This is a genomic window from Pseudoalteromonas phenolica (assembly GCF_005876835.1).
Taxonomy (GTDB): domain Bacteria; phylum Pseudomonadota; class Gammaproteobacteria; order Enterobacterales; family Alteromonadaceae; genus Pseudoalteromonas; species Pseudoalteromonas phenolica_B.
Window position 1 is genome coordinate 67,277 of the sequence record NZ_PPSW01000008.1, and the last position, 18,735, is coordinate 86,011.

The window sequence follows — 18,735 nt, forward strand, 5'->3', positions numbered from 1 at the left end:
CGTCATGTTTTCAGAATCTCCAATTAAACGTAGAAAGTCGACCCGTATTTATGTAGGTGACGTGCCTATTGGTGATGGCGCACCAATTGCCGTACAGTCAATGACGAACACCAATACCATGGACATCGATGCGACCGTTGCGCAGATCCGCGCCATTCAAGATGCTGGAGCAGATATCGTTCGTGTATCAGTGCCAACTATGGATGCAGCCGAAGCTTTCAAGAGCATTAAAGAGCAAGTTGATATTCCACTTGTTACCGATATTCACTTTGACTACCGTATCGCACTAAAAGTGGCGCAGTACGGCGCAGATTGTTTACGTATTAATCCTGGAAACATTGGCAGTGAAGATCGTATTCGTGCCGTGGTAGATGCTGCGGGTGAACGTAATATTCCAATTCGTATCGGTGTGAATGGCGGCTCTTTAGAGCGTGATTTACAAGAAAAGTATGGTGAACCAACGCCTGAAGCTTTACTTGAATCAGCGATGCGCCATGTTGAAATCTTACAGCGTTTGAACTTTGACCAGTTCAAAGTCTCTGTAAAAGCGTCAGATGTATTCTTAGCGGTTGGTGCGTATCGTTTACTGGCAAAAGAAATTGATCAACCTCTTCACCTTGGTATCACAGAGGCGGGCGGCTTCCGCTCTGGCTCAGTTAAATCAGCGGTTGGTCTAGGTATGTTACTAGCTGAAGGTATCGGTGATACCCTTCGTGTCTCGTTAGCAGCCGATCCGGTACAAGAGATCAAAGTGGGCTTTGATATTTTAAAATCACTGCGTATTCGTTCTCGTGGTATCAACTTTATTGCCTGCCCGAGCTGCTCTCGTCAAGAATTCGATGTGGTCAACACCATGAATCAACTTGAAGAGCGCCTTGAAGACATCATTGAGCCAATTTCAGTGTCAGTGATTGGCTGTGTTGTGAATGGCCCTGGTGAAGCACTGATCAGTGACATCGGTCTTGCTGGTGCAAACCGCCGTTCTGGTTTGTATATCAATGGTGAGCGTCAAAAGATGCGTATTGATAACGACAATATCGTCGAGCAGCTTGAAGAGCAGGTACGCGATTTCGTTGCTAAGAAGCAAGCACAGCCGGCGATAGACATCAAAATCGTCGAATAATTTTTAAAAATTACCGACAGAGCAAAGAATATCCTGCAGATCTTTTGCTCTGTCGTTTACGTTTTACGCGAGCTGGGTATAATACTTGACTCCTTTACCCACAATGCGCACTGTGTGTGGCACTCGCATTTAGCAAATAGATTGATTTAGGATTTTCAGTGGCAAAACAAATTCAGGCAGTTCGTGGTATGAACGATTGTCTGCCAGGTGATACGCAAGTTTGGCAGAAAGTAGAAGCAGTATTACGTGATACGGTGGCGTCTTATGGTTATCAAGAGATCCGTTTCCCAATTGTTGAATCTACCGACTTATTTAAACGCTCTATTGGTGAAGTAACCGATATCGTTGAAAAAGAAATGTACACCTTTGAAGATCGTAACGGCGATAGCTTAACACTGCGCCCTGAAGGTACGGCAGTGTGTGTACGTGCGGGTAACCAAGGCGGCTTATTGTATAACCAAGAGCAGCGTCTTTGGTACATGGGTCCTATGTTCCGTCACGAGCGTCCACAAAAAGGTCGTTACCGTCAATTCCACCAATTTGGCCTTGAAGCGTTTGGTATTGCGACTGCTGATATCGATGCTGAAGTGATTTTACTTACTGCGCGCTTGTGGAAAGCATTTGGTATTTCAGATCATGTTCGTCTCGAGCTGAACTCTCTAGGTTCAAATGAAGCGCGTGCAGAGTACCGTGATGCACTGGTGGCGTTTTTAGAGCAGCACATCGATAAATTAGACGAAGACTCTAAGCGTCGTATGTACTCAAATCCACTGCGTGTGCTAGACAGCAAAAATCCAGATGTACAGGCTATCTTAGTAGATGCGCCTAAGCTATCTGAGCACTTAGATGAAGAATCAAAAGCACATTTTGCAAATTTATGTGAACGTTTAGACGCAGCAGGCGTCGAATACCAAGTTAATGAAAAGCTAGTACGTGGCTTAGACTACTACAACCGCACTGTATTTGAGTGGGTAACGGAAAGTCTAGGTGCACAAGGCACGGTATGTGCTGGTGGTCGTTACGACGGCCTGGTTGAACAGCTAGGTGGTAAAGCAACCCCAGCGGTTGGTTTTGCAATGGGTATGGAACGTTTAGTTCTATTACTTCAAGCGTTAGAAAGCGTGGGTGAAATTCGCCGTAATGCAGACGTGTATGTTGCAGCTATGGGCGATGCCGCAAGTATTCAAGCGCCAGTGATTGCAGAGCAATTACGTTCAGATGTTACAGGCCTACGAGTGCAAGTGCACTGTGGTGGCGGTAACTTCAAGAAACAATTAAAACGTGCAGATAAGAGCGACGCGCTAGTTGCGCTAATTTTAGGTGAAAGCGAACTTGCTGAAGGCAAGGTAACCGTGAAATATCTGCGAGAAGAAAAAGAACAAGTCACAGTGAGCCTAGAAGAGGTAAAAACACTGTTAGCAGACTTAGCAGTATAAGAGGACTGTATGGAAATTTACTCAACAGAAGAACAACAAGCAGAAGCAATAAAACGATTTTTCCGTGAAAACGGCGTTTCACTTGCGTTAGGTATCGTCATTGGTCTTGGTGGCTTATACGGTTGGAAATATTATAACCAAAGCAAGATCACCTCTGCTGAAGCTGCTTCAAACGCTTACAACGAGTTAGTTGAAGGTGGTGAAGTTCTGACTAAGTCTGACTCATTCATTACTGAAAATGGTGACTCAAATTATGCGGCGTTGGCGGCATTTGTTGCGGCTAAAGAAGCGGTTGAAAAGGGAGAGTTTGAAACAGCGGTGACTAAACTAACTTGGTTACAAGACAATGTTCAAAACCCAGAACTAAAAGCCACTGCCATCTTACGTTTAGCGCGTGTACAAGCACAGCTTACACAATATGATGCGGCGCTAAAAACATTATCACAAACAACACCTGAGGCTTTTAAAGCACAGGTTGCGGAAGTAAAAGGTGATGTATACCTTGCAAAAGGCGACAAAGACAGCGCTCGCTCTGAATATGAAGCTGCGCTTGCTGAGTCAACAGAAGGCAATAACAGCCTACTACAGATTAAGTTGGACAATTTAGCCACAGCCCAGCCAGCAGCTTAGGAGTAGTTCCGATGAAAAAGCTAAGTATGGCCACATTGGCGTTGTGTATGGCGTCTTTGCTAGGTTGTTCATCGAACGATGATGAAGAAGAAATTGTTTTACCTGAAATTGTAAACCAATTCGAAACGCAAGTTGACTGGACGAACGGTGTGGGTGATGGCGTAGAGCATTACTTCTCTCGTTTAACGCCTGTTGTCTACAAAGACACTGTATTTGTGGCAGCGAGAAATGGTGAAGTCGAAGCAATTTCAACTGAGTCTGGTAAGACCCTATGGGAAACAGATGTTCGTAAAAACGTCAATTTCTGGCCTTGGGCAGACAACGACAGTGCTAAATTGTCGGGCGGTATTTTACAGGCTTATGGCAAACTATACATAGGCTCGGAGCATGGTGAGGTGATTGCACTTGATCGTGAAAGCGGTGAGATCGTTTGGCGTAAAGCCGTACCGGGTGAAGCATTATCGTCTCCAGCAGCAGGTGATGGTCTTGTTTATGTAAATCTGGGCTCTGGTAAACTATTGGCACTTCACCCAGATACAGGCGAAGAGCGCTGGCGCCATGAACAAGAAGTACCTCCATTAACGCTTCGTGGTTTGAGCTCTCCAACCTCTGCAAATGGTGGTGTGTTGTTCGGTGAAGAAAGCGGTAAGTTAACGGTTTTAATCGCTGAAAATGGTTACTCGGCATGGAGCGCAGAAGTTGCCACTGCAAAAGGTGCCTCTGAATTTGAGCGCTTAGTGGATGTTGATACTAAACCTATCGTTGTAGGCGCATTTGCTTACGCTATCGCCTATAATGGTAACTTAGCAGCGGTTGATGTACGCAGTGGTAATGTAGTTTGGAAACGTGAGTACAGCAGTTACCGCGACTTGAGCATTGAAGCCAATGTGATTTATGTCGTCGACAGTGACGGCATTATTTACGCGTTAGACAAAGACTCAGGTATTGAGCGCTGGAGTCAGTCAGGTCTTCGTGGCTGGTATCTAACAGCACCGGCTGTTGCTGGTAATTATTTAGCTGTAGGTGATCAAGAAGGTAACTTGCACTGGTTAGATAAGCAAACTGGTGATCTAGTTTCTCGAGAAAGTTTTGATAGCTCAGGCTTTTATGTAGAGCCTGTTGTAGCAGAAGATAAATTAATTGTGATAACCCGAGACGGTGAAGTTAGCGCGGTTAAAATTCCATAACCATTAATTTATTAATGCATTTTTTCAAGGCTTCGCATTGCGAAGCCTTTTGTTGTTTATTGATGAGGTAGTCTATGCTTCCGGTGATCGCTCTTGTTGGGCGACCTAATGTGGGTAAATCCACTCTTTTTAACCGTTTAACACGCACTCGTGATGCGTTAGTAGCGGACTTTCCTGGCCTAACGCGCGACCGTAAATATGGCCAAGCGAATTATGATGGCTATGAGTTTATCGTTGTTGATACGGGTGGTATCGATGGAAGCGAAGAAGGGATTGAAACCGAAATGGCAGAGCAATCTCTGCTGGCCATTGAAGAAGCGGATATTGTTTTATTCTTAGTAGATGCCCGTGCAGGTATGAACGCAGCCGATCAGGCTATTGCGCAGCATTTACGTAAACAAGAGAAAAAATGCTTTATCGTTGCTAATAAAACCGATGGCATTGACGCAGACTCTCATTGTGCTGAGTTTTATCAATTATCATTGGGTGATGTTCACCAAATTGCGGCAGCGCATGGTCGTGGTGTTACTCAGTTATTAGATCACACTTTACAGCCTGTTATCGCAGAACTTGCAGCCGAAGCTGAAGAACTTGAGCAAGATGACGAAAGCTTAGCTGAGCTTTATCTTGAAGGTGAAGATGGCGAGAAGCTGGAAGACGGTAAAACAGGTTTTGAAGATAAGCCTGTTAAATTAGCTATTATTGGTCGTCCTAACGTTGGTAAATCTACGCTTACTAACCGTATTCTAGGTGAAGAGCGTGTGATTGTTTACGATATGCCGGGCACGACACGTGACTCTGTATATATCCCGATGACACGCAATGACAAAGAATACGTCCTGATCGACACAGCAGGTGTACGTAAGCGTAAAAAAGTCAGCGATGTAGTCGAAAAGTTCTCAGTGATCAAAACGCTTAAAGCCATTGAAGATGCCAATGTAGTGTTATTGGTGGTTGATGCGCGTGAAGGTATTTCTGATCAAGACTTAAGCTTATTAGGCTTTACGTTAAATGCAGGTCGTTCACTGGTTATTGCCATCAATAAGTGGGATGGCTTAGACGAGTATGTGAAAGAGCGTATCAAAACTGAGTTAGACCGTCGTTTAGGTTTCATCGATTTTGCTCGTTTACACTTTATCTCGGCACTACACGGTACGGGTGTAGGTCACTTATTTGAGTCTGTAGACGAAGCCTATGAGTCTGCGACTAAGCGTATTAGTACAGCAATGCTGCGTCGTATCATGGACATGGCGCAAGCAGATCACCAGCCGCCGCTAGTACGTGGTCGTCGTGTGAAGTTAAAGTATGCGCACGCAGGTGGCTACAACCCGCCACGTATTGTTATTCACGGTAACCAGGTACATGACTTACCTGACAGCTACAAGCGTTACTTAATGAATTACTACCGTAAAGCGCTTGGCGTTATGGGCACACCGATTAAGATTGAATTTAAAGAAGGTGATAACCCATATGCAGGTCGCAGCAACAAGATGACCTTATCGCAAAAGCGTAAGTTACGTGCTTTCTCTAAAGAGAGTCGTAATAAAGATAGTTAATACCTATCTGGATTGTAGATATTAAAAAAGGAGCTTAACGCTCCTTTTTTGTTATTTATTAGAGGCAAATTTACTCATCGAGTAGGTGTGCATATTTTTGACTAAACTTTGCCACTTTAGGGGCTACAACCACACTACAATAACCCTGATTTGGGTTTTCGTTAAAGTAATCTTGGTGATACTGCTCAGCTGAGTAGAAAGTTACCGCAGGCGTTACTTCAGTGACAATTTTCTCGGCTAAATGAGGTTGCAACTGTTTGATGGCTTGCTCAGTCAGTTCAGCTTGTGCGTCATCGTGATAGAAAACTGCACTACGATATTGCGTGCCCACGTCATTACCTTGACGGTTTAATTGAGTTGGGTCGTGCAAGGTAAAGAACATATCTAATAGCTGGCTGTAGCTAATAACATCAGCATCAAAGCTGAGCTGAACCACTTCAGCATGGCCGGTCATGCCCGTACAGATATCTTTGTAGGTAGGATCATCGGTTTGACCCCCCATGTAGCCAGATTCAACTTTATGAACGCCTTTGACGCGGCGAAACGCCGCATCAATACACCAGAAACAGCCACCGGCAAAGGTTGCCGTTGCAATGTTAGCCATGATTTTTCTCCTCTAAAGCGCGTGCTTGTTCAGCAATTTTTTGGCTTAAGAACTCAGGTGATTGAGTCTTACGCGCCAGTAATGAATAAGCGCAAGGAATAATAAATAGCGTCAGTATAGTTGCCACGCTTACACCTGCAAAAATAACCACACCAATAACCATGCGACTTTCTGAGCCTGGGCCTGTCGCAAATACCAGCGGGATCGCACTCATTACCGTCGTCAGTGACGTCATGATAATAGGGCGCAGGCGTTGCACGGCTGCATCAACTAAAGCTTGCTCAAATTCGATGCCTTTGTCGCGTAACTGGTTAGCAAACTCAACAATGAGAATACCATTTTTAGCACTCAAACCAATCAGCATCACAATACCGATTTGGCTGTATATATTAAGGCTGCTGTCGGTGATAAATAACCCGTACATAGCGCCAACCAGCCCAAGCGGTACCGTTAGCATGATCACCAGTGGGTGTACAAAGCTTTCAAACTGAGCGGCAAGGACTAAGAAAGTAACAGTTAAAGCGAGTATGAATACGTAAGTCATGGCCGACTCACCTTCATAAAACAGCTTAGATTCACCTTTGTAATCAACTGCGCCGTCAATGTGGTTTTCTTCTGCAGCAACCGTGTTTAAGAAATCTAATGCTTCAGCTAAGGTATACCCATCCGCAAGGTTTGCAGTGATGGTGATAGCACGCATACGGTTGTAGCGATTTAAACGTGAGGCTGTGGCTTCTTCAGTCACACTGATTAAGCTATCTAGCGGGATCAATTCTCCTGTACGCGACTTTACAAAGATATCAGCAATGTCATTAGGTGCTGCAAAATCTGCTTTAGTACCTTTCAAAATCACATCGTATTCTTCACCGCGGTCAATAAAGGTAGTAACGCGGCGTTGACCTAGCATGGTTTCAAGGGTGCGACCAATATCACTTACCGACACACCTAAGTCTGCGGCTTTTAATTTATCAATGCTGACCAAAAACTGTGGGAAGGTTTCTTTGTAATCATGATCTAAACGCACAAGCCCTTTGTTCTGGCGAGCTTTGGCTAAGATTTTATCTCGCCATTCGACTAGCTCTTCGTAATCGTTACCTTGCAGTACAAACTCGATAGGACGTGACTGACCGCCGCCGCCAATGCCTCGGCGCATAATGGCAAAAGCACGCACATCGGTGACTTCGCGCATCTTGCCACTGATCTCTCCCATTACCTGCCAAGTTGAACGTTTACGCTCGTCCCAATCTGGCATACCTACGATGGCAACACCACCACGACCACCCCAACCCGGAACACGCACTAGCACACGGCTGAGCTCACCCGCTTCTACATATGGCAGTAGTCGTTCTTCAATCTTTGCCATATTTTCAGCGTTGTTTTCGTAACTCGCGCCTTGAGGACCATTCATCATCACAAAGAAAGTACCGCGGTCTTCTCTTGGTGTAAGTTCAGATGGAATTTGTTTCATGAGGGTATAAGTCGCAAAACCTGCTAAAACCAATACAGCCAACAAGCTGAAGCGTCTGTTTAAGTTATCTTGTAGTACTTTACGGTAACCATTTTCGAGCTTAGTAAATTGTTTATCCATCCACTGGGTAAAGCGACTTTCACTACTACTAGGCTTAAGTACTTTAGAGCATAAAGCAGGAGAGAGAGTTAATGCAGTAACACTAGAAAACACCACAGCGGCACTGGTTGCCATGGCAAACTCAGTAAAGAGTGCGCCAATTCGGCCATCCATAAACACCAAGGGCACAAACACAGAAACGAGTACAAGTGTTGTTGCTATGATGGCAAAACCGACCTCACGTGCGCCTCTAAATGCCGCTAAAAGTGGCGGCTCACCAAGCTCGATACGGCGATAAATGTTCTCGAGCATAACAATGGCATCGTCCACGACTAAACCTATGGCTAATACCAGAGCCAATAGAGTGAGTAAGTTGATTGAATAACCCATTGAGAGTAAGAACATAAAGGTAGCGATAAGTGCAACGGGCACAGTGATTGCTGGGATTAAAGTCGCACGAATATTACCTAAGAAGATAAAAATAACAATGACAACTAGGCCCATAGCAATTGCAAGCGTACGATAAACTTCGGTAATTGATTCGCGGATGAAGATAGAAGAATCATAGCTATCCTGAATAGTCGTGCCTTCAGGCAGATTGCGTTTAATTTTCTCTAGTTCCTTACGGGCATTATCGACTACTTCGAGGGTGTTGGCTTTGGCTTGCTTTACAATACCCATACCGACCATGTTTTTGCCATTTCCGCGGAAGGTACTTTCGTTGTCAGCGGCTTCGAGTAATACATCAGCCACTTCTCCAAGGCGAATTAAGTAGCCTTGCTCGCCTCGTTTAATGACAAGGTTATTGAAGTCTTCTTGGGTTTTGTAGCTACGGGTGATACGTACAGAAAAATCTCTATCAAAAGATTCAATTTCACCTGCAGGGAGTTCCACGTTTTCACGGCGTAAAACCTGCTCTATATCGCTTGACGTAATGCCGCGCGCCGCCATGGCTTTTCTGTCTAGCCAAATCTTCATGGCATATTGGCGTTCACCACCAATGCGCACGTTAGAAACACCATCAACCACCGCAAGGCGATCAACAATATAGCGCTGAGCGTAGTCAGACAATTCTAGTGTGTTCATGGAGGTACTGTTGAGAACAAACCAAGCAATTGGGCTCTCATCTGAATTAGACTTGGATACCTCTGGCGGGCGAACTTGTTCTGGAAGCCTATCTAGTGCACGTGAAACCCGCTCGCGAACGTCATTTGCTGCCGCATCAATATCTCGGTCAATATTGAACTCAATGGTGATGTTTGATCGGCCATTGCGAGAGGATGAAGTAATGCTTTTTATGCCTTCAATACCTGAAATACGATTTTCGAGCACTTGCGTTATCTTGGTTTCTACCACTTCACTTGAAGCGCCAGTATAGCTTGTAGAAACACTGACGATTGGCGTTTCAATATCTGGATACTCTCGAAGTGGCAACATGGTGAATGCCACGATGCCGAATGTAAGTAACAGTAGGTTGATTACAATTGCAAAAACGGGGCGTTTTACCGCAGTATCTGTAATTCTCACTCGATCACCCCTGTGTCGTTACTGAAGAGCCAGGACGAATTTTAATGGTGCCTTCGGTGATCACTTGCTGACCCGCTTCTAAACCACTTTTAATGGCGACCCAGCCATGAAAACGTTCAAGTAACTCGACTTTGACTTGCTGTGCTTTATTTTCAGCATCGATGATATACACAAAATGGTTATCTTGGCGTGGAATAATGCTTTTCTCTGGCACCATGAGCGCTTCAATACGACCTAGCTCCAGTGCTACTTGCATTAGCATACCTGGGCGTAAAAGGTTGGCATCATTTTCAAAACTCGCAGTGACAGATACACTGCGTGTCGCTTGGTTGATACGCGGTTCAATATGCGTCACTTCACCTGTAAACGGTGCATTAGGGTAAGCGTCTGAAATTGCAGAGACGAGCATACCTTGGGTCAATTGAGCCAAATATTTTTCAGGCACCTGAAAATCAACCTTGATAACGCTGATATCATCTAAAGTGGTGAAGGGGGTGTTACTATTTACGAAGCTACCTATATCGACTAAACGCTTGCCTAAAACACCTGAAAATGGAGCTTTTATAACCATCTCCTGCAGTTTTGACTCAGCATTGGCGAGTTTTGTTTGCAGAGCATCTACCTCAGAAGCTTGCTCTTCTAATTGAGACTGCGCTGCTGATTGAGATCGAGCAAGTTCCTGTAAGCGCTTTAGCTGACGCTGTTGCTCTTTTAAATTAATTTTCAGCTCTTTGACGGTTAAGCGTTCTTGTTTGTCGCGAAGGGTGGCAAGCACTTGCCCCACTTTTACAAATTCCCCATCTTTGAAAGTAAGCGTTTCTACATAATCACTTTGTGCACTGATGATGTTGATAGCTTGGTTTGCTCGTGCTGTACCTACAGCATCAATATTGATACTTTTTATGTCAGTATTGACGGTATGCGCAGCAACTTGGGTTGCAGGACGAGACGAAGGTCCAGTTTTACTGTGACTTACTGGTAAATAAAAATAACCACTAATTGCGATTAGAATTAAAATTAAAACGGGAAAAAGAACTTTACCTGACTGCTTGTTATACATGTTGTTCGACCACTGCTAATGATGAGCTCAGTTTACAAGCTTTATACGATCGAAAAATGATTATGGTCGTATTAATTTGTGTGTTGAACGAAAATTAAATCTTAGTTATGTGCTTGTACCGATTATATTTTATGGATGTAAAGATGAAACCAGATAAAAAGTGTCCACGATGTGAGAAAATTAGAAAACTTGTTGTTTGGACAGTTTTGATGTTCATCTTTTATTTTGGTTTCTACAATGGCTGAATCAACGAAACATGTTTTTTTAAGGGCTTCTGCAAACCGATTTAGTATCGAGTTTATGCTGGTGGGTGGTGTTGCCATCGCTATTGTTATGTTGTTTGTGACACTTAGGGCAACGCCCATTAACATTATCGAGATCGTATTTGTGGCTACCGCGATTATGGCGGTGATTTTAGGCTTTTTGAAAAGCCGTGAGCCTTTCTATAGTTTTCAATTGGATCATAGAAAAATTACCTACTATCATAAAGTTGGTGAGTGGAGCGTCGGTAAATCTAACATATCATCTATTGGGGTTCCCATAGCAAGCGATGGCTTTGAACAAGTTGAATTGAATGCTGTTGGGATAAAGCTCAAAGATGAAGCAAGCTTCTTAAACGACTTACACCCGCGATTAGCGTGCAAATTATTAATTGAACAGCGGCATATTTTTTTACAAGCTGTTAAAATGCATTGCAAATCCGGCTCCTGCCCATCAAAATGGCTTGTTGAACCAAGTGAGTTCCAAGCGGGCTCGGGTCAAACTTATACCGGTTTAATCGCCATGTTCGCAAATCGGATGCAACATTTACACACGTTGACGGGTTATCATTTGCTGTTGCCTGCAAATGTGTTAGACAGGGATATATGGGATTTTTCAAACCTATTGAACCACTGGAAATTAAATCCAGAAATGGTGGTCCAAGAATTGCTAGATAAACAGGCCACCGTTGCAAGAAGTAACAGGAACGATTCATGAGTACAGATAGAGCCTTTATTAAAAGTGGTCGTAATACCATTATTCATAAAGAGAAGAAGCTCGACCTAGTAATTGTAAATGGTGAGGCACACCCGAAAATTAAAGTAACGGCAAATGGATTAATTCCATTTAAAGAAGAGCTGCCAAGAAACCGACGCGAAGGTAAAGAGCGTTATTTGGAAGTTGTTCAAGTCGCAAGTGCGGATGTTTTTGGGGAAGTAAAACGTTTGTTGTTTATCCAAGCGCTTGATGGTCGCGAATACAAAGTCGATTACAGTAAAATCGGAACAAAATTATTTGTGCGTATACATCAAGATAGCTATCTCTAATTCTATTAGGAGCGTCTATGTTGCGTCGAGCATCTCTAAGTGTTGTAGCGAGTTTTTTACTTTTAGGGTGTGGCGGTGGAAGCTCCGACTCCAATGATACCGTTGAAAATGCCAGTGTTAACGCTGGCAGTGACTTCAGTGTTGAAGAAAAAGCTGAGTTTACGCTTTCAGCCATAGGCTCACCTGCTGGCGGTACATATACTTGGCAAGTGATGGAAGGTCCCGCCTTGGAGGGGTTTCCGCAAGAAGGTAAAGAGCTAAAACTTGCAGCACCAGATGTAAAAACAGACACCTCAGCCACGATTAAAGTTGAGTACCTATCACCAAGTGGTGTATTAGTTTCTGATACGGTGACTATCGCTATAGGTTCTAGAAACCAACTTCCTCTCCCTCTTATTGAGAAAATTGCACCTGATAGGGATGTTTTACAATACAAAGATGAAGTAACACTCAGTGCTGAATCATCAACGGATCCTGATGAAAACGGCAAAATCATTGAGTATGTTTGGCAACAAGTGAGTGGCCCTACGCTCACGTTTGAACGCAACGATCAAGTGACACTCAGCTTTATACATCCGCTATTATCAGCTAATGAAACCGCTCGTTTTAAACTTACACTCACCGATGATGAAGGTGGTCAGAGTAGTACAGAGTTTTCTCTGACCTTATACAAAAATGCGCAAGTGGTATTTGCTGATGCAGGTGAAGACATCAAAGTGATTGAGTTTGATAAAGGGCAGTTAGATGCATCGGGAAGCTTATCATCTACCGGAGAATATAGCTGTTTATGGGAGCAACTAGAGCGCCTTAATACACAGCTTGACGACTTAATTTCAGACCCAAGCCTATGCCAAACCACTTTTACCGCGCCAGATGTCGATGTCGCTTCGCAGTTAAAGTTTCAAGTGACGGTGACTGAGCCCGGCGGCTTTACCGACAAAGACAGTATGGAAGTAAGTGTGCAAAGACGGGCTGTGGGCGAAAACTTAAACGACACGGGTCAACAACGCTGTTTTGACAGTGAAACTGTTATAGACTGTGAAAGTGATGTTTTCCCTAGGCAAGACGCTGAGCAAGGCCGAGATAGCTTTGTGCAGAATGAGGGAAAAACAGGTGCCGGCCTTGCATCTTTCGATTTTACTAAGCTAGATGAGAATGCAAGACCTATTATCGATAGTTCAACCAGTAATTTTAGCTGTGTTAAAGACAACAACACAGGGCTGATTTGGGAGGTAAAACAGCCAAACACTGCGACTCCTCCAAATACACCACTGCGCGATACACGAAATACCTATACCTGGTTTTTAACGAATTACCCGAACGGTACGCGAGGGACGAATGTATCAACATGCCCTAATAATAATTATTGTGATACACAACAGTATATTGATGATGTAAACGCGACAAACTATTGTGGAGGTCGAAACTGGCGCTTACCGACTTTCACTGAGCTGATGGGCATCTTTAATTATGGTGAAGTATCAGGAAGCTCTTATGTGTTAGACCCTAATTACTTTCCTGCTATAGCTAACTCTCAATGGAATAGCAACAGCTTTTACTGGACTTCACAGGTAAGTATTGAAGGTGCAACCAATAATTCTAACCTAATTGAAGCGTATGCTTTTGATATGCTGACAGGTGAAACGGTTGAATTAGAACAGTCTACCAAGGCTTATATCCGACTAGTCAGAGAGGTGTCGAATAATGGTAACTAAATACACTTTATTACTGCCGGTCTTATTTATGAGCATAAGTGCTTCAGCTCAAGTATGCATTAGTGAAGCCACCAATCCGGTTGGCTTTATTGAGCCAGGCGATCGTTTTGAAATTGATGAGGCTGAAGGTGTCGTATTAGACAGAAGCACGGGTCTCATGTGGCAACAATGCGAAGTTGGGCTTAATTATAATTCTGATAATAAAACCTGTATTGGCAGTACACAGAAACTTACTTGGCAACAAGCACTATTAGAGGCTAACGATAATAGTCATGCAGGCTTTACAGACTGGCATGTGCCTAACATTAAAGAGCTTGCAAGTATTATTGATCACAGTTGTGCATCGCCTGCATTGCCTCAACTTGAGCTAGGTGTATTTCTCTTTAGTAACGAATTAATCAGTGGTGAAGAGGGAGATTACTGGTCTAGCACGACGGTGACGCTTGAGCCTCAATATGCCTGGACGTTCCAAGTCTCTGATGGCAAGAACAGGTATCTCAAAAAAACGCAGACTGGTCGATTAAGGCTGGTGCGTTACGCAAAATAGATTTAGCTTCATAAGAGAATTTGCTAATCTGTGCGCCTTAATTTGATGGGGCTTTATTTTGCGACACTTGTTTAAATCACTGTTAATAACAACGCTGTTTACTGGCTCAGTTTGGGCCAGTGATAAATGTGATGTTGAGCTTGATCATGGCCTGATCATCACTGATTCAGTGATCCGCATCGTCGATAAAGGCCAAACTCGTGTGCAAATCAATAACGACGAACAGTTGCTTATTAAAGGCTACTATATTCAACTCAGTGATGAAGAAACCAAGGTCTTGAAAGAATACGCACTGGGCATACGCGATACGGTTCCAGAGCTTGTGAGTCTTGCTACAGATGGTGTAAACCTAGGTTTAAGTGCCATTGAACAAATTGTCGAAGGTATGTCAGACAAGGAGCCGGAAGTATTAAAGACTCAGCTGCAATATGTCGAACGTGCGCTGATGGACAAGTTCAAACGCGGAGATGACTTCTTTTTTATCGCGCCTCAGTCACTGTCTAAAATTGACGACTTCTTTACTCAAGAGATCAGTCAAAAGATCCATTCTGCAATTCATGGCTCACTAGGCTCAATTCTAGTGTCACTCGGAGATGCCTTTAAATCTCGCGAAGGTAATATTGAAGATCGCATTACAGACATGGGCCAGCGTATGGAGATCATCTCCAAAGAAATCGATAAATCTCTAAAAAAGAAAGCGAAACAGCTTGAAGATAAAGCCGAAGAATACTGTGAGTGCTTAAACTCACTAGATGAAACAGAAGCGCGCTTACAAGCCATTGTGCCTAGTTTAAAGGCCTATGACTTAGTTAGGATCAGAGCGTCAAAATAAACTGCCAACATAGTGTAGCTTGATTTTGGTTAGCCGAAATAAAATCGCTCGGCATTCGCAAAACTGAGTTTGTGCCAAAGCGTTGAGTCGTTCACTAACAGTTTATAACCTTGCCACACTTTTAAATAACACTCTCGCATTAAACAAACGGGATAGTTAGAAGCAAACATCACTCTATCTTCGCCAAAGTATTCTAATAAGAGCGTTAATTTAGCTTTTGAGTCTAAAGCATCTGCGCAGTGTTCCTGACCAGAAAACTTAATAAAGATGTTATTTGTATCTCTTAATAATGAGAGTGCGCTTGTGTAATCATGCAGGTTATCAATAAAGCCAGCGTGATTAATAACAATCTTAAAATTAGGATGCAGTGTGGCACTTTTGAGCAATGCTTTTACAGCATCAAGATGGCAAAGCTCAAATTGCGCTTCAAAGACTAAGCCGTGTTCAGCGAGCGTTTTCAAGTTTGTTTTGGTGTTATCAGACAATAACCTAAGATAATCTTGGCCTTCGGTAATATCACGAATACCAATAAAGTTAGGTGCTGATAGTAACTCAGTTAACTGTTGTTTAAAGATATCAGGTTCACAGTCTATTTGAATATAGCTGATGGCCTTAAAAGGGACGTGTTCAGGCGTACTACTCGCAAGCCATGCAAGCTCAGCACTTGGCTTTGCATTATTAAACCCAGCCTCTATGTGCACGAAGCTGTGTACTGAAAATTCAGTATTGGCTAAATCAGCATAGTGGTGGTTTTGTTTTATTCGCTCTAGATTTGGCCAGTTAGGACCTGCACCTTGAGTGAGCCAATGATATTGACCCAAACTTAAGTCAAAAAAGTGTAAGTGTGGATCAATTATCTGCATCATTGTGCAGTGTAGCCCCCGTCGATGCTTTGTAAGCTTCCTGTGATAAAACTAGCATCATCAGACAGTAAAAATGCAGTGAGAGCCGCAACTTCATGGGCTTGGCCCAATCGACCTAATGGTTGTAGTTGCGCTTCTTCAGCCACGATTTCTGCTTTGTCAGCACCACTTTTGGCACAGTACTTATCAATGGCATGATGGAATAGCGGGGTTTCTATTGTGCCTGGACACACTGCATTGGCGCGAATATTGAACTTAGCGTAATCAAGCGCCGTGGTTTTTGCCATTGAAGCCAATGACGACTTAGTCAGGTTATACGCAAACGAGTTCGGTTTACCTATGATGGCTTGGTCGGATGCCATTAACACAATCGCGCCATTATTTTGTGCTTTCATGCTGGGTAAAACAGCTTGAATGGCTGCGTAAGCGCCTTTGACATTCAAGTTAAATAGCGCGTCTAACGTGGCTTCGTCGGTATCTTCGATGGTGGCGCTTAAATGTTTGCCAGCATTCGAAACTAGGGCGTCAACACGACCTGTTTGCATAATAATTTCAGCTATACAACGCTTGACTGTTTCGACACAACTAACGTCACACTCTACGAAACTGCCAACCTCAGAAGGGGCAATATCGAGGTTAAAGACTTGGTAGTTTTCTGATAGCAGCTTTTCAACAACGGCGAGGCCGATGCCAAAGCTGCCACCTGTTACGATGGCAACTTTATTCATAATAATAACCTGAAATTAGTGACCGCAGCCGCCTTCGCCGTGAACATGACCGTGAGATAACTCTTCAGCCGTCGCTTCACGTACAGATACCACTTCAACATCAAATGTCAGTGTTTTACCTGCAAAAGGGTGGTTTAAATCACAGTCTGCGTTAAAACGGCCAACTTTTACAATGCTTACTTGATGGCGACCTTGATTTGATTCAACAATGGCACTCATGCCCGGCTTCCATACTTTGTTGTTGCCAAGTCCCTGTAAGTGTTTAATAGGAATACGTTGAATTAAGCCTTCTTGATACTCACCATAGCTGTCTTTAGGCTCAAGTGTCACACTGAATTTGTCGCCTGCGGCTTTGCCTTCAAGCGCTGCTTCTAGACCTGGTAGCATGCCTTCAGTACCGTGAAGGTAAGTTAATGGCTCAGCATTTGTGCTTGTTTCAATTTGCTCACCTGCTTCACTTAACGTGTAGTGAAACTCAACAGCTGTATCTTTAGTAATTTGCATGTTTTTCTCTCTTATCTCAGTTTGGCGCACATTTTACGTGAGCAAAGCATTTAGTGCGAGTGTTAAGGAGAAGTATTCGGCTTTACGAGTTGCTCTAGCTCAGAAAGAAACTTTTTCGGTTCAGGCTTTTTAGGTGTTTGTGCAGGTCTGGGTAAATGCAGTAATAGCTTTTTACCAGGTTTTAGCAAGCTAGTGCTTTTTAGGTTATTCCATGTCAGTAAATCTTTTACGGGTACATTGAATTTTTTGCTGATCTCCCAAAGAGAATCGCCATTTTGAATGATGTATTCATGTTCCATGGTTAACACTGGCTGTTTTTCTTCTTGGGCCAGATAAGGGCTTACTTGATATTCAAGCATTAAGTTGTCGAGTGGCTGTGCTTTTTTTATTTTTAGTACTTCACCAACTTTTAAAAGACTCGTTTGCTTATTATTGAGTGCCATAAGTGCATTGACCGTAGTATTAAAGCGACGCGCTAAACCATAAAAGGTATCATTTTTAACCACGGTATAGGTTTGGCTAAAGTAGTTTTGAAAAAAGTCACTTTGCCAAAGTTGTTTTTCGGTCAGGGGTAACAATACTTTATGAGGACCTTCTGGGGCACTTTGGTGTTGCAGGTAGCCGGGGTTTAGCTGGTGGAGTTGTTTTTTACTAACCCCTGTGAGTGAGGCAAGTACTGAAAAATCAAAACGCTGGGCAAAGTCGACTTCACTGGTTAAAGCATAGTTAGGCAGCTTAGGTACCTTGAAATTTGGGTGCTTGGCCTGAAGCAAATAGCTTAAAGCGAGTAGTTTAGGTACGTAATCGGCGGTCTCAGAAGGGAGTTTGAGTTGCCAAAAATAACCTTGCTTGCCTTGCTTTTTACTTTTTCGAATCGCTTTTTTTACTCGGCCCTCTCCGGTGTTATAGGCTGCGAGCGCATGTAACCAATCACCGTTAAAGCGTTGGTAAAGGTAAACTAAATAATCTAGGGCGGCATCGGTTGAGGCTAACACGTCTTGTCTGCCGTCGTACCACTCATCGGTTGTTACGCCAAAGTGATAGGCGGTGCTATCCATTAGCTGCCAAATGCCCACAGCACTTTGACTAGAATGCACCTTAGGGCGAAAGTCACTCTCAACAAAAGGCAGTAACACCATATCCATGGGTAAGCCTTTTTGCTTTATCTTTTCGGCAATATGAAACAGATAAGGTTTTGCACGCTTATTCACTTTTAACAAGTAATCGGGCTGTTTCAAATACCAGTCAATGCGTTTTTGCAAGCGAGGTGTCGGCACTATGTCAAAGGCTAAACTGGCAATTATTTCTTGCCAAAGATCGTCGTAAACAATAGGTCTAACTTCAGGTGTAATACTGGAGTGTATGTCTTCTGGTGTTTTTTTATCTGCTTGATAGGGTTTATATTCAGGCGTAGATTGGTTAAACAGCGCCGCAATTTCATGAGGTTCAGCTGGGGCGTTTTGATGAGGTATAGAGGTACTTTGGCATGCTGTTAGTACTAGCAACCCAATACACAATAAAATGCGTCTTAAATGTATATTCATACCCA

At 43.4% G+C, this 18,735-nt stretch carries 17 protein-coding genes; 10 read left to right on the forward strand and 7 right to left on the reverse strand.

From position 1 onward, the window contains the following. Positions 1-4 precede the first annotated feature (4 nt). The 5 genes from ispG (at position 5) to der (ending at position 5,932) form a co-directional block, all read left to right on the forward strand. Positions 5-1,123, forward strand: a complete 1,119-nt coding sequence (ispG, locus tag C1E24_RS06150) for a flavodoxin-dependent (E)-4-hydroxy-3-methylbut-2-enyl-diphosphate synthase (protein ID WP_138479747.1) — start codon at positions 5-7, stop codon at positions 1,121-1,123. 158 nt (positions 1,124-1,281) lie between these two features. Next, positions 1,282-2,559 (forward strand): histidine--tRNA ligase, encoded by a 1,278-nt coding sequence (gene hisS, locus C1E24_RS06155; RefSeq protein ID WP_138479749.1) that lies wholly within the window; start codon positions 1,282-1,284, stop codon positions 2,557-2,559. 9 nt (positions 2,560-2,568) lie between these two features. After that, positions 2,569-3,189: a YfgM family protein gene (locus tag C1E24_RS06160; protein WP_138479751.1), complete on the forward strand. Its 621-nt coding sequence runs from the start codon at positions 2,569-2,571 to the stop codon at positions 3,187-3,189. Between the two features lie 11 nt (positions 3,190-3,200). Beyond that, positions 3,201-4,376: an outer membrane protein assembly factor BamB gene (gene bamB, locus C1E24_RS06165; protein WP_138479753.1), complete on the forward strand. Its 1,176-nt coding sequence runs from the start codon at positions 3,201-3,203 to the stop codon at positions 4,374-4,376. A 74-nt stretch (positions 4,377-4,450) separates the two neighbouring features. Then, positions 4,451-5,932: a ribosome biogenesis GTPase Der gene (gene der, locus C1E24_RS06170; protein WP_138479755.1), complete on the forward strand. Its 1,482-nt coding sequence runs from the start codon at positions 4,451-4,453 to the stop codon at positions 5,930-5,932. Between the two features lie 70 nt (positions 5,933-6,002). Here the strand turns inward: der and msrA are convergent, their stop codons facing one another. Genes msrA through C1E24_RS06185 form a run of 3 tightly spaced genes read right to left on the reverse strand, consistent with a single transcriptional unit; the run spans position 6,003 to position 10,690 of the window. Further along, positions 6,003-6,539, reverse strand: coding sequence for a peptide-methionine (S)-S-oxide reductase MsrA (gene msrA, locus C1E24_RS06175; protein WP_431188317.1), 537 nt, complete (start codon positions 6,537-6,539; stop codon positions 6,003-6,005). Further along, a complete protein-coding gene (locus tag C1E24_RS06180; RefSeq protein ID WP_138479759.1) occupies positions 6,529-9,630 on the reverse strand; it encodes an efflux RND transporter permease subunit in 3,102 nt (1,033 codons plus the stop codon). Before C1E24_RS06180 ends, msrA begins: the two co-directional genes overlap by 11 nt. A gap of 4 nt (positions 9,631-9,634) precedes the next feature. Next, positions 9,635-10,690 carry an efflux RND transporter periplasmic adaptor subunit gene (locus C1E24_RS06185; protein WP_138479761.1) on the reverse strand — a complete coding sequence of 352 codons (1,056 nt, stop codon included), beginning with the start codon at positions 10,688-10,690 and terminating at the stop codon, positions 9,635-9,637. A gap of 237 nt (positions 10,691-10,927) precedes the next feature. On the opposite strand from C1E24_RS06185, the gene C1E24_RS06190 reads away from it, so the two are divergent. Genes C1E24_RS06190 through C1E24_RS06210 form a run of 5 tightly spaced genes read left to right on the forward strand, consistent with a single transcriptional unit; the run spans position 10,928 to position 15,091 of the window. After that, entirely contained in the window at positions 10,928-11,668 is a 741-nt protein-coding gene (locus C1E24_RS06190; protein ID WP_138479763.1) for a DUF2982 domain-containing protein, read from the forward strand. Beyond that, the gene (locus C1E24_RS06195) at positions 11,665-11,997 is read left to right on the forward strand and encodes a hypothetical protein (RefSeq protein WP_138479765.1); all 333 of its coding nucleotides are present in this window, start codon (positions 11,665-11,667) and stop codon (positions 11,995-11,997) included. The genes C1E24_RS06190 and C1E24_RS06195 overlap by 4 nt, the downstream gene beginning before the upstream one ends. 17 nt (positions 11,998-12,014) lie before the next feature. After that, positions 12,015-13,712: a DUF1566 domain-containing protein gene (locus tag C1E24_RS06200; RefSeq protein WP_138479767.1), complete on the forward strand. Its 1,698-nt coding sequence runs from the start codon at positions 12,015-12,017 to the stop codon at positions 13,710-13,712. After that, entirely contained in the window at positions 13,702-14,259 is a 558-nt protein-coding gene (locus C1E24_RS06205; RefSeq protein WP_138479769.1) for a DUF1566 domain-containing protein, read from the forward strand. The genes C1E24_RS06200 and C1E24_RS06205 overlap by 11 nt, the downstream gene beginning before the upstream one ends. Positions 14,260-14,314: 55 nt before the next feature. Further along, positions 14,315-15,091, forward strand: coding sequence for a YggN family protein (locus C1E24_RS06210; RefSeq protein WP_431188318.1), 777 nt, complete (start codon positions 14,315-14,317; stop codon positions 15,089-15,091). A 29-nt stretch (positions 15,092-15,120) separates the two neighbouring features. On the opposite strand, the gene C1E24_RS06215 is transcribed toward C1E24_RS06210, so the two are convergent. The 4 genes from C1E24_RS06215 to C1E24_RS06230 all read right to left on the reverse strand — a co-directional run bounded on the left by C1E24_RS06215 (position 15,121) and on the right by C1E24_RS06230 (position 18,730). After that, entirely contained in the window at positions 15,121-15,957 is an 837-nt protein-coding gene (locus C1E24_RS06215) for an amidohydrolase family protein (RefSeq protein ID WP_138479773.1), read from the reverse strand. After that, on the reverse strand, positions 15,954-16,682 hold the full coding sequence (locus C1E24_RS06220) for an SDR family NAD(P)-dependent oxidoreductase (RefSeq protein WP_138479775.1): 729 nt from the start codon (positions 16,680-16,682) through the stop codon (positions 15,954-15,956). The genes C1E24_RS06215 and C1E24_RS06220 overlap by 4 nt, the downstream gene beginning before the upstream one ends. Positions 16,683-16,697: 15 nt before the next feature. Beyond that, positions 16,698-17,186, reverse strand: a complete 489-nt coding sequence (locus C1E24_RS06225) for an FKBP-type peptidyl-prolyl cis-trans isomerase (RefSeq protein WP_138479777.1) — start codon at positions 17,184-17,186, stop codon at positions 16,698-16,700. A gap of 62 nt (positions 17,187-17,248) precedes the next feature. Then, positions 17,249-18,730 (reverse strand): LysM peptidoglycan-binding domain-containing protein, encoded by a 1,482-nt coding sequence (locus tag C1E24_RS06230; protein ID WP_138479779.1) that lies wholly within the window; start codon positions 18,728-18,730, stop codon positions 17,249-17,251. Positions 18,731-18,735 lie beyond the last annotated feature (5 nt).

Bases quoted from the DNA above. Each gene is read 5' to 3' on its own strand.
- C1E24_RS06185 (WP_138479761.1), bottom strand. From the start codon at position 10,690: ATGTATAACAAGCAGTCAGGTAAAGTTCTTTTTCCCGTTTTAATTTTA.
- C1E24_RS06190 (WP_138479763.1), top strand. From the start codon at position 10,928: ATGGCTGAATCAACGAAACATGTTTTTTTAAGGGCTTCTGCAAACCGA.
- C1E24_RS06205 (WP_138479769.1), top strand. From the start codon at position 13,702: ATGGTAACTAAATACACTTTATTACTGCCGGTCTTATTTATGAGCATA.
- C1E24_RS06230 (WP_138479779.1), bottom strand. From the start codon at position 18,730: ATGAATATACATTTAAGACGCATTTTATTGTGTATTGGGTTGCTAGTA.
- C1E24_RS06220 (WP_138479775.1), bottom strand. From the start codon at position 16,682: ATGAATAAAGTTGCCATCGTAACAGGTGGCAGCTTTGGCATCGGCCTC.
- C1E24_RS06195 (WP_138479765.1), top strand. From the start codon at position 11,665: ATGAGTACAGATAGAGCCTTTATTAAAAGTGGTCGTAATACCATTATT.
- C1E24_RS06215 (WP_138479773.1), bottom strand. From the start codon at position 15,957: ATGATGCAGATAATTGATCCACACTTACACTTTTTTGACTTAAGTTTG.
- C1E24_RS06160 (WP_138479751.1), top strand. From the start codon at position 2,569: ATGGAAATTTACTCAACAGAAGAACAACAAGCAGAAGCAATAAAACGA.
- der (WP_138479755.1), top strand. From the start codon at position 4,451: ATGCTTCCGGTGATCGCTCTTGTTGGGCGACCTAATGTGGGTAAATCC.
- ispG (WP_138479747.1), top strand. From the start codon at position 5: ATGTTTTCAGAATCTCCAATTAAACGTAGAAAGTCGACCCGTATTTAT.
- C1E24_RS06200 (WP_138479767.1), top strand. From the start codon at position 12,015: ATGTTGCGTCGAGCATCTCTAAGTGTTGTAGCGAGTTTTTTACTTTTA.
- C1E24_RS06225 (WP_138479777.1), bottom strand. From the start codon at position 17,186: ATGCAAATTACTAAAGATACAGCTGTTGAGTTTCACTACACGTTAAGT.
- bamB (WP_138479753.1), top strand. From the start codon at position 3,201: ATGAAAAAGCTAAGTATGGCCACATTGGCGTTGTGTATGGCGTCTTTG.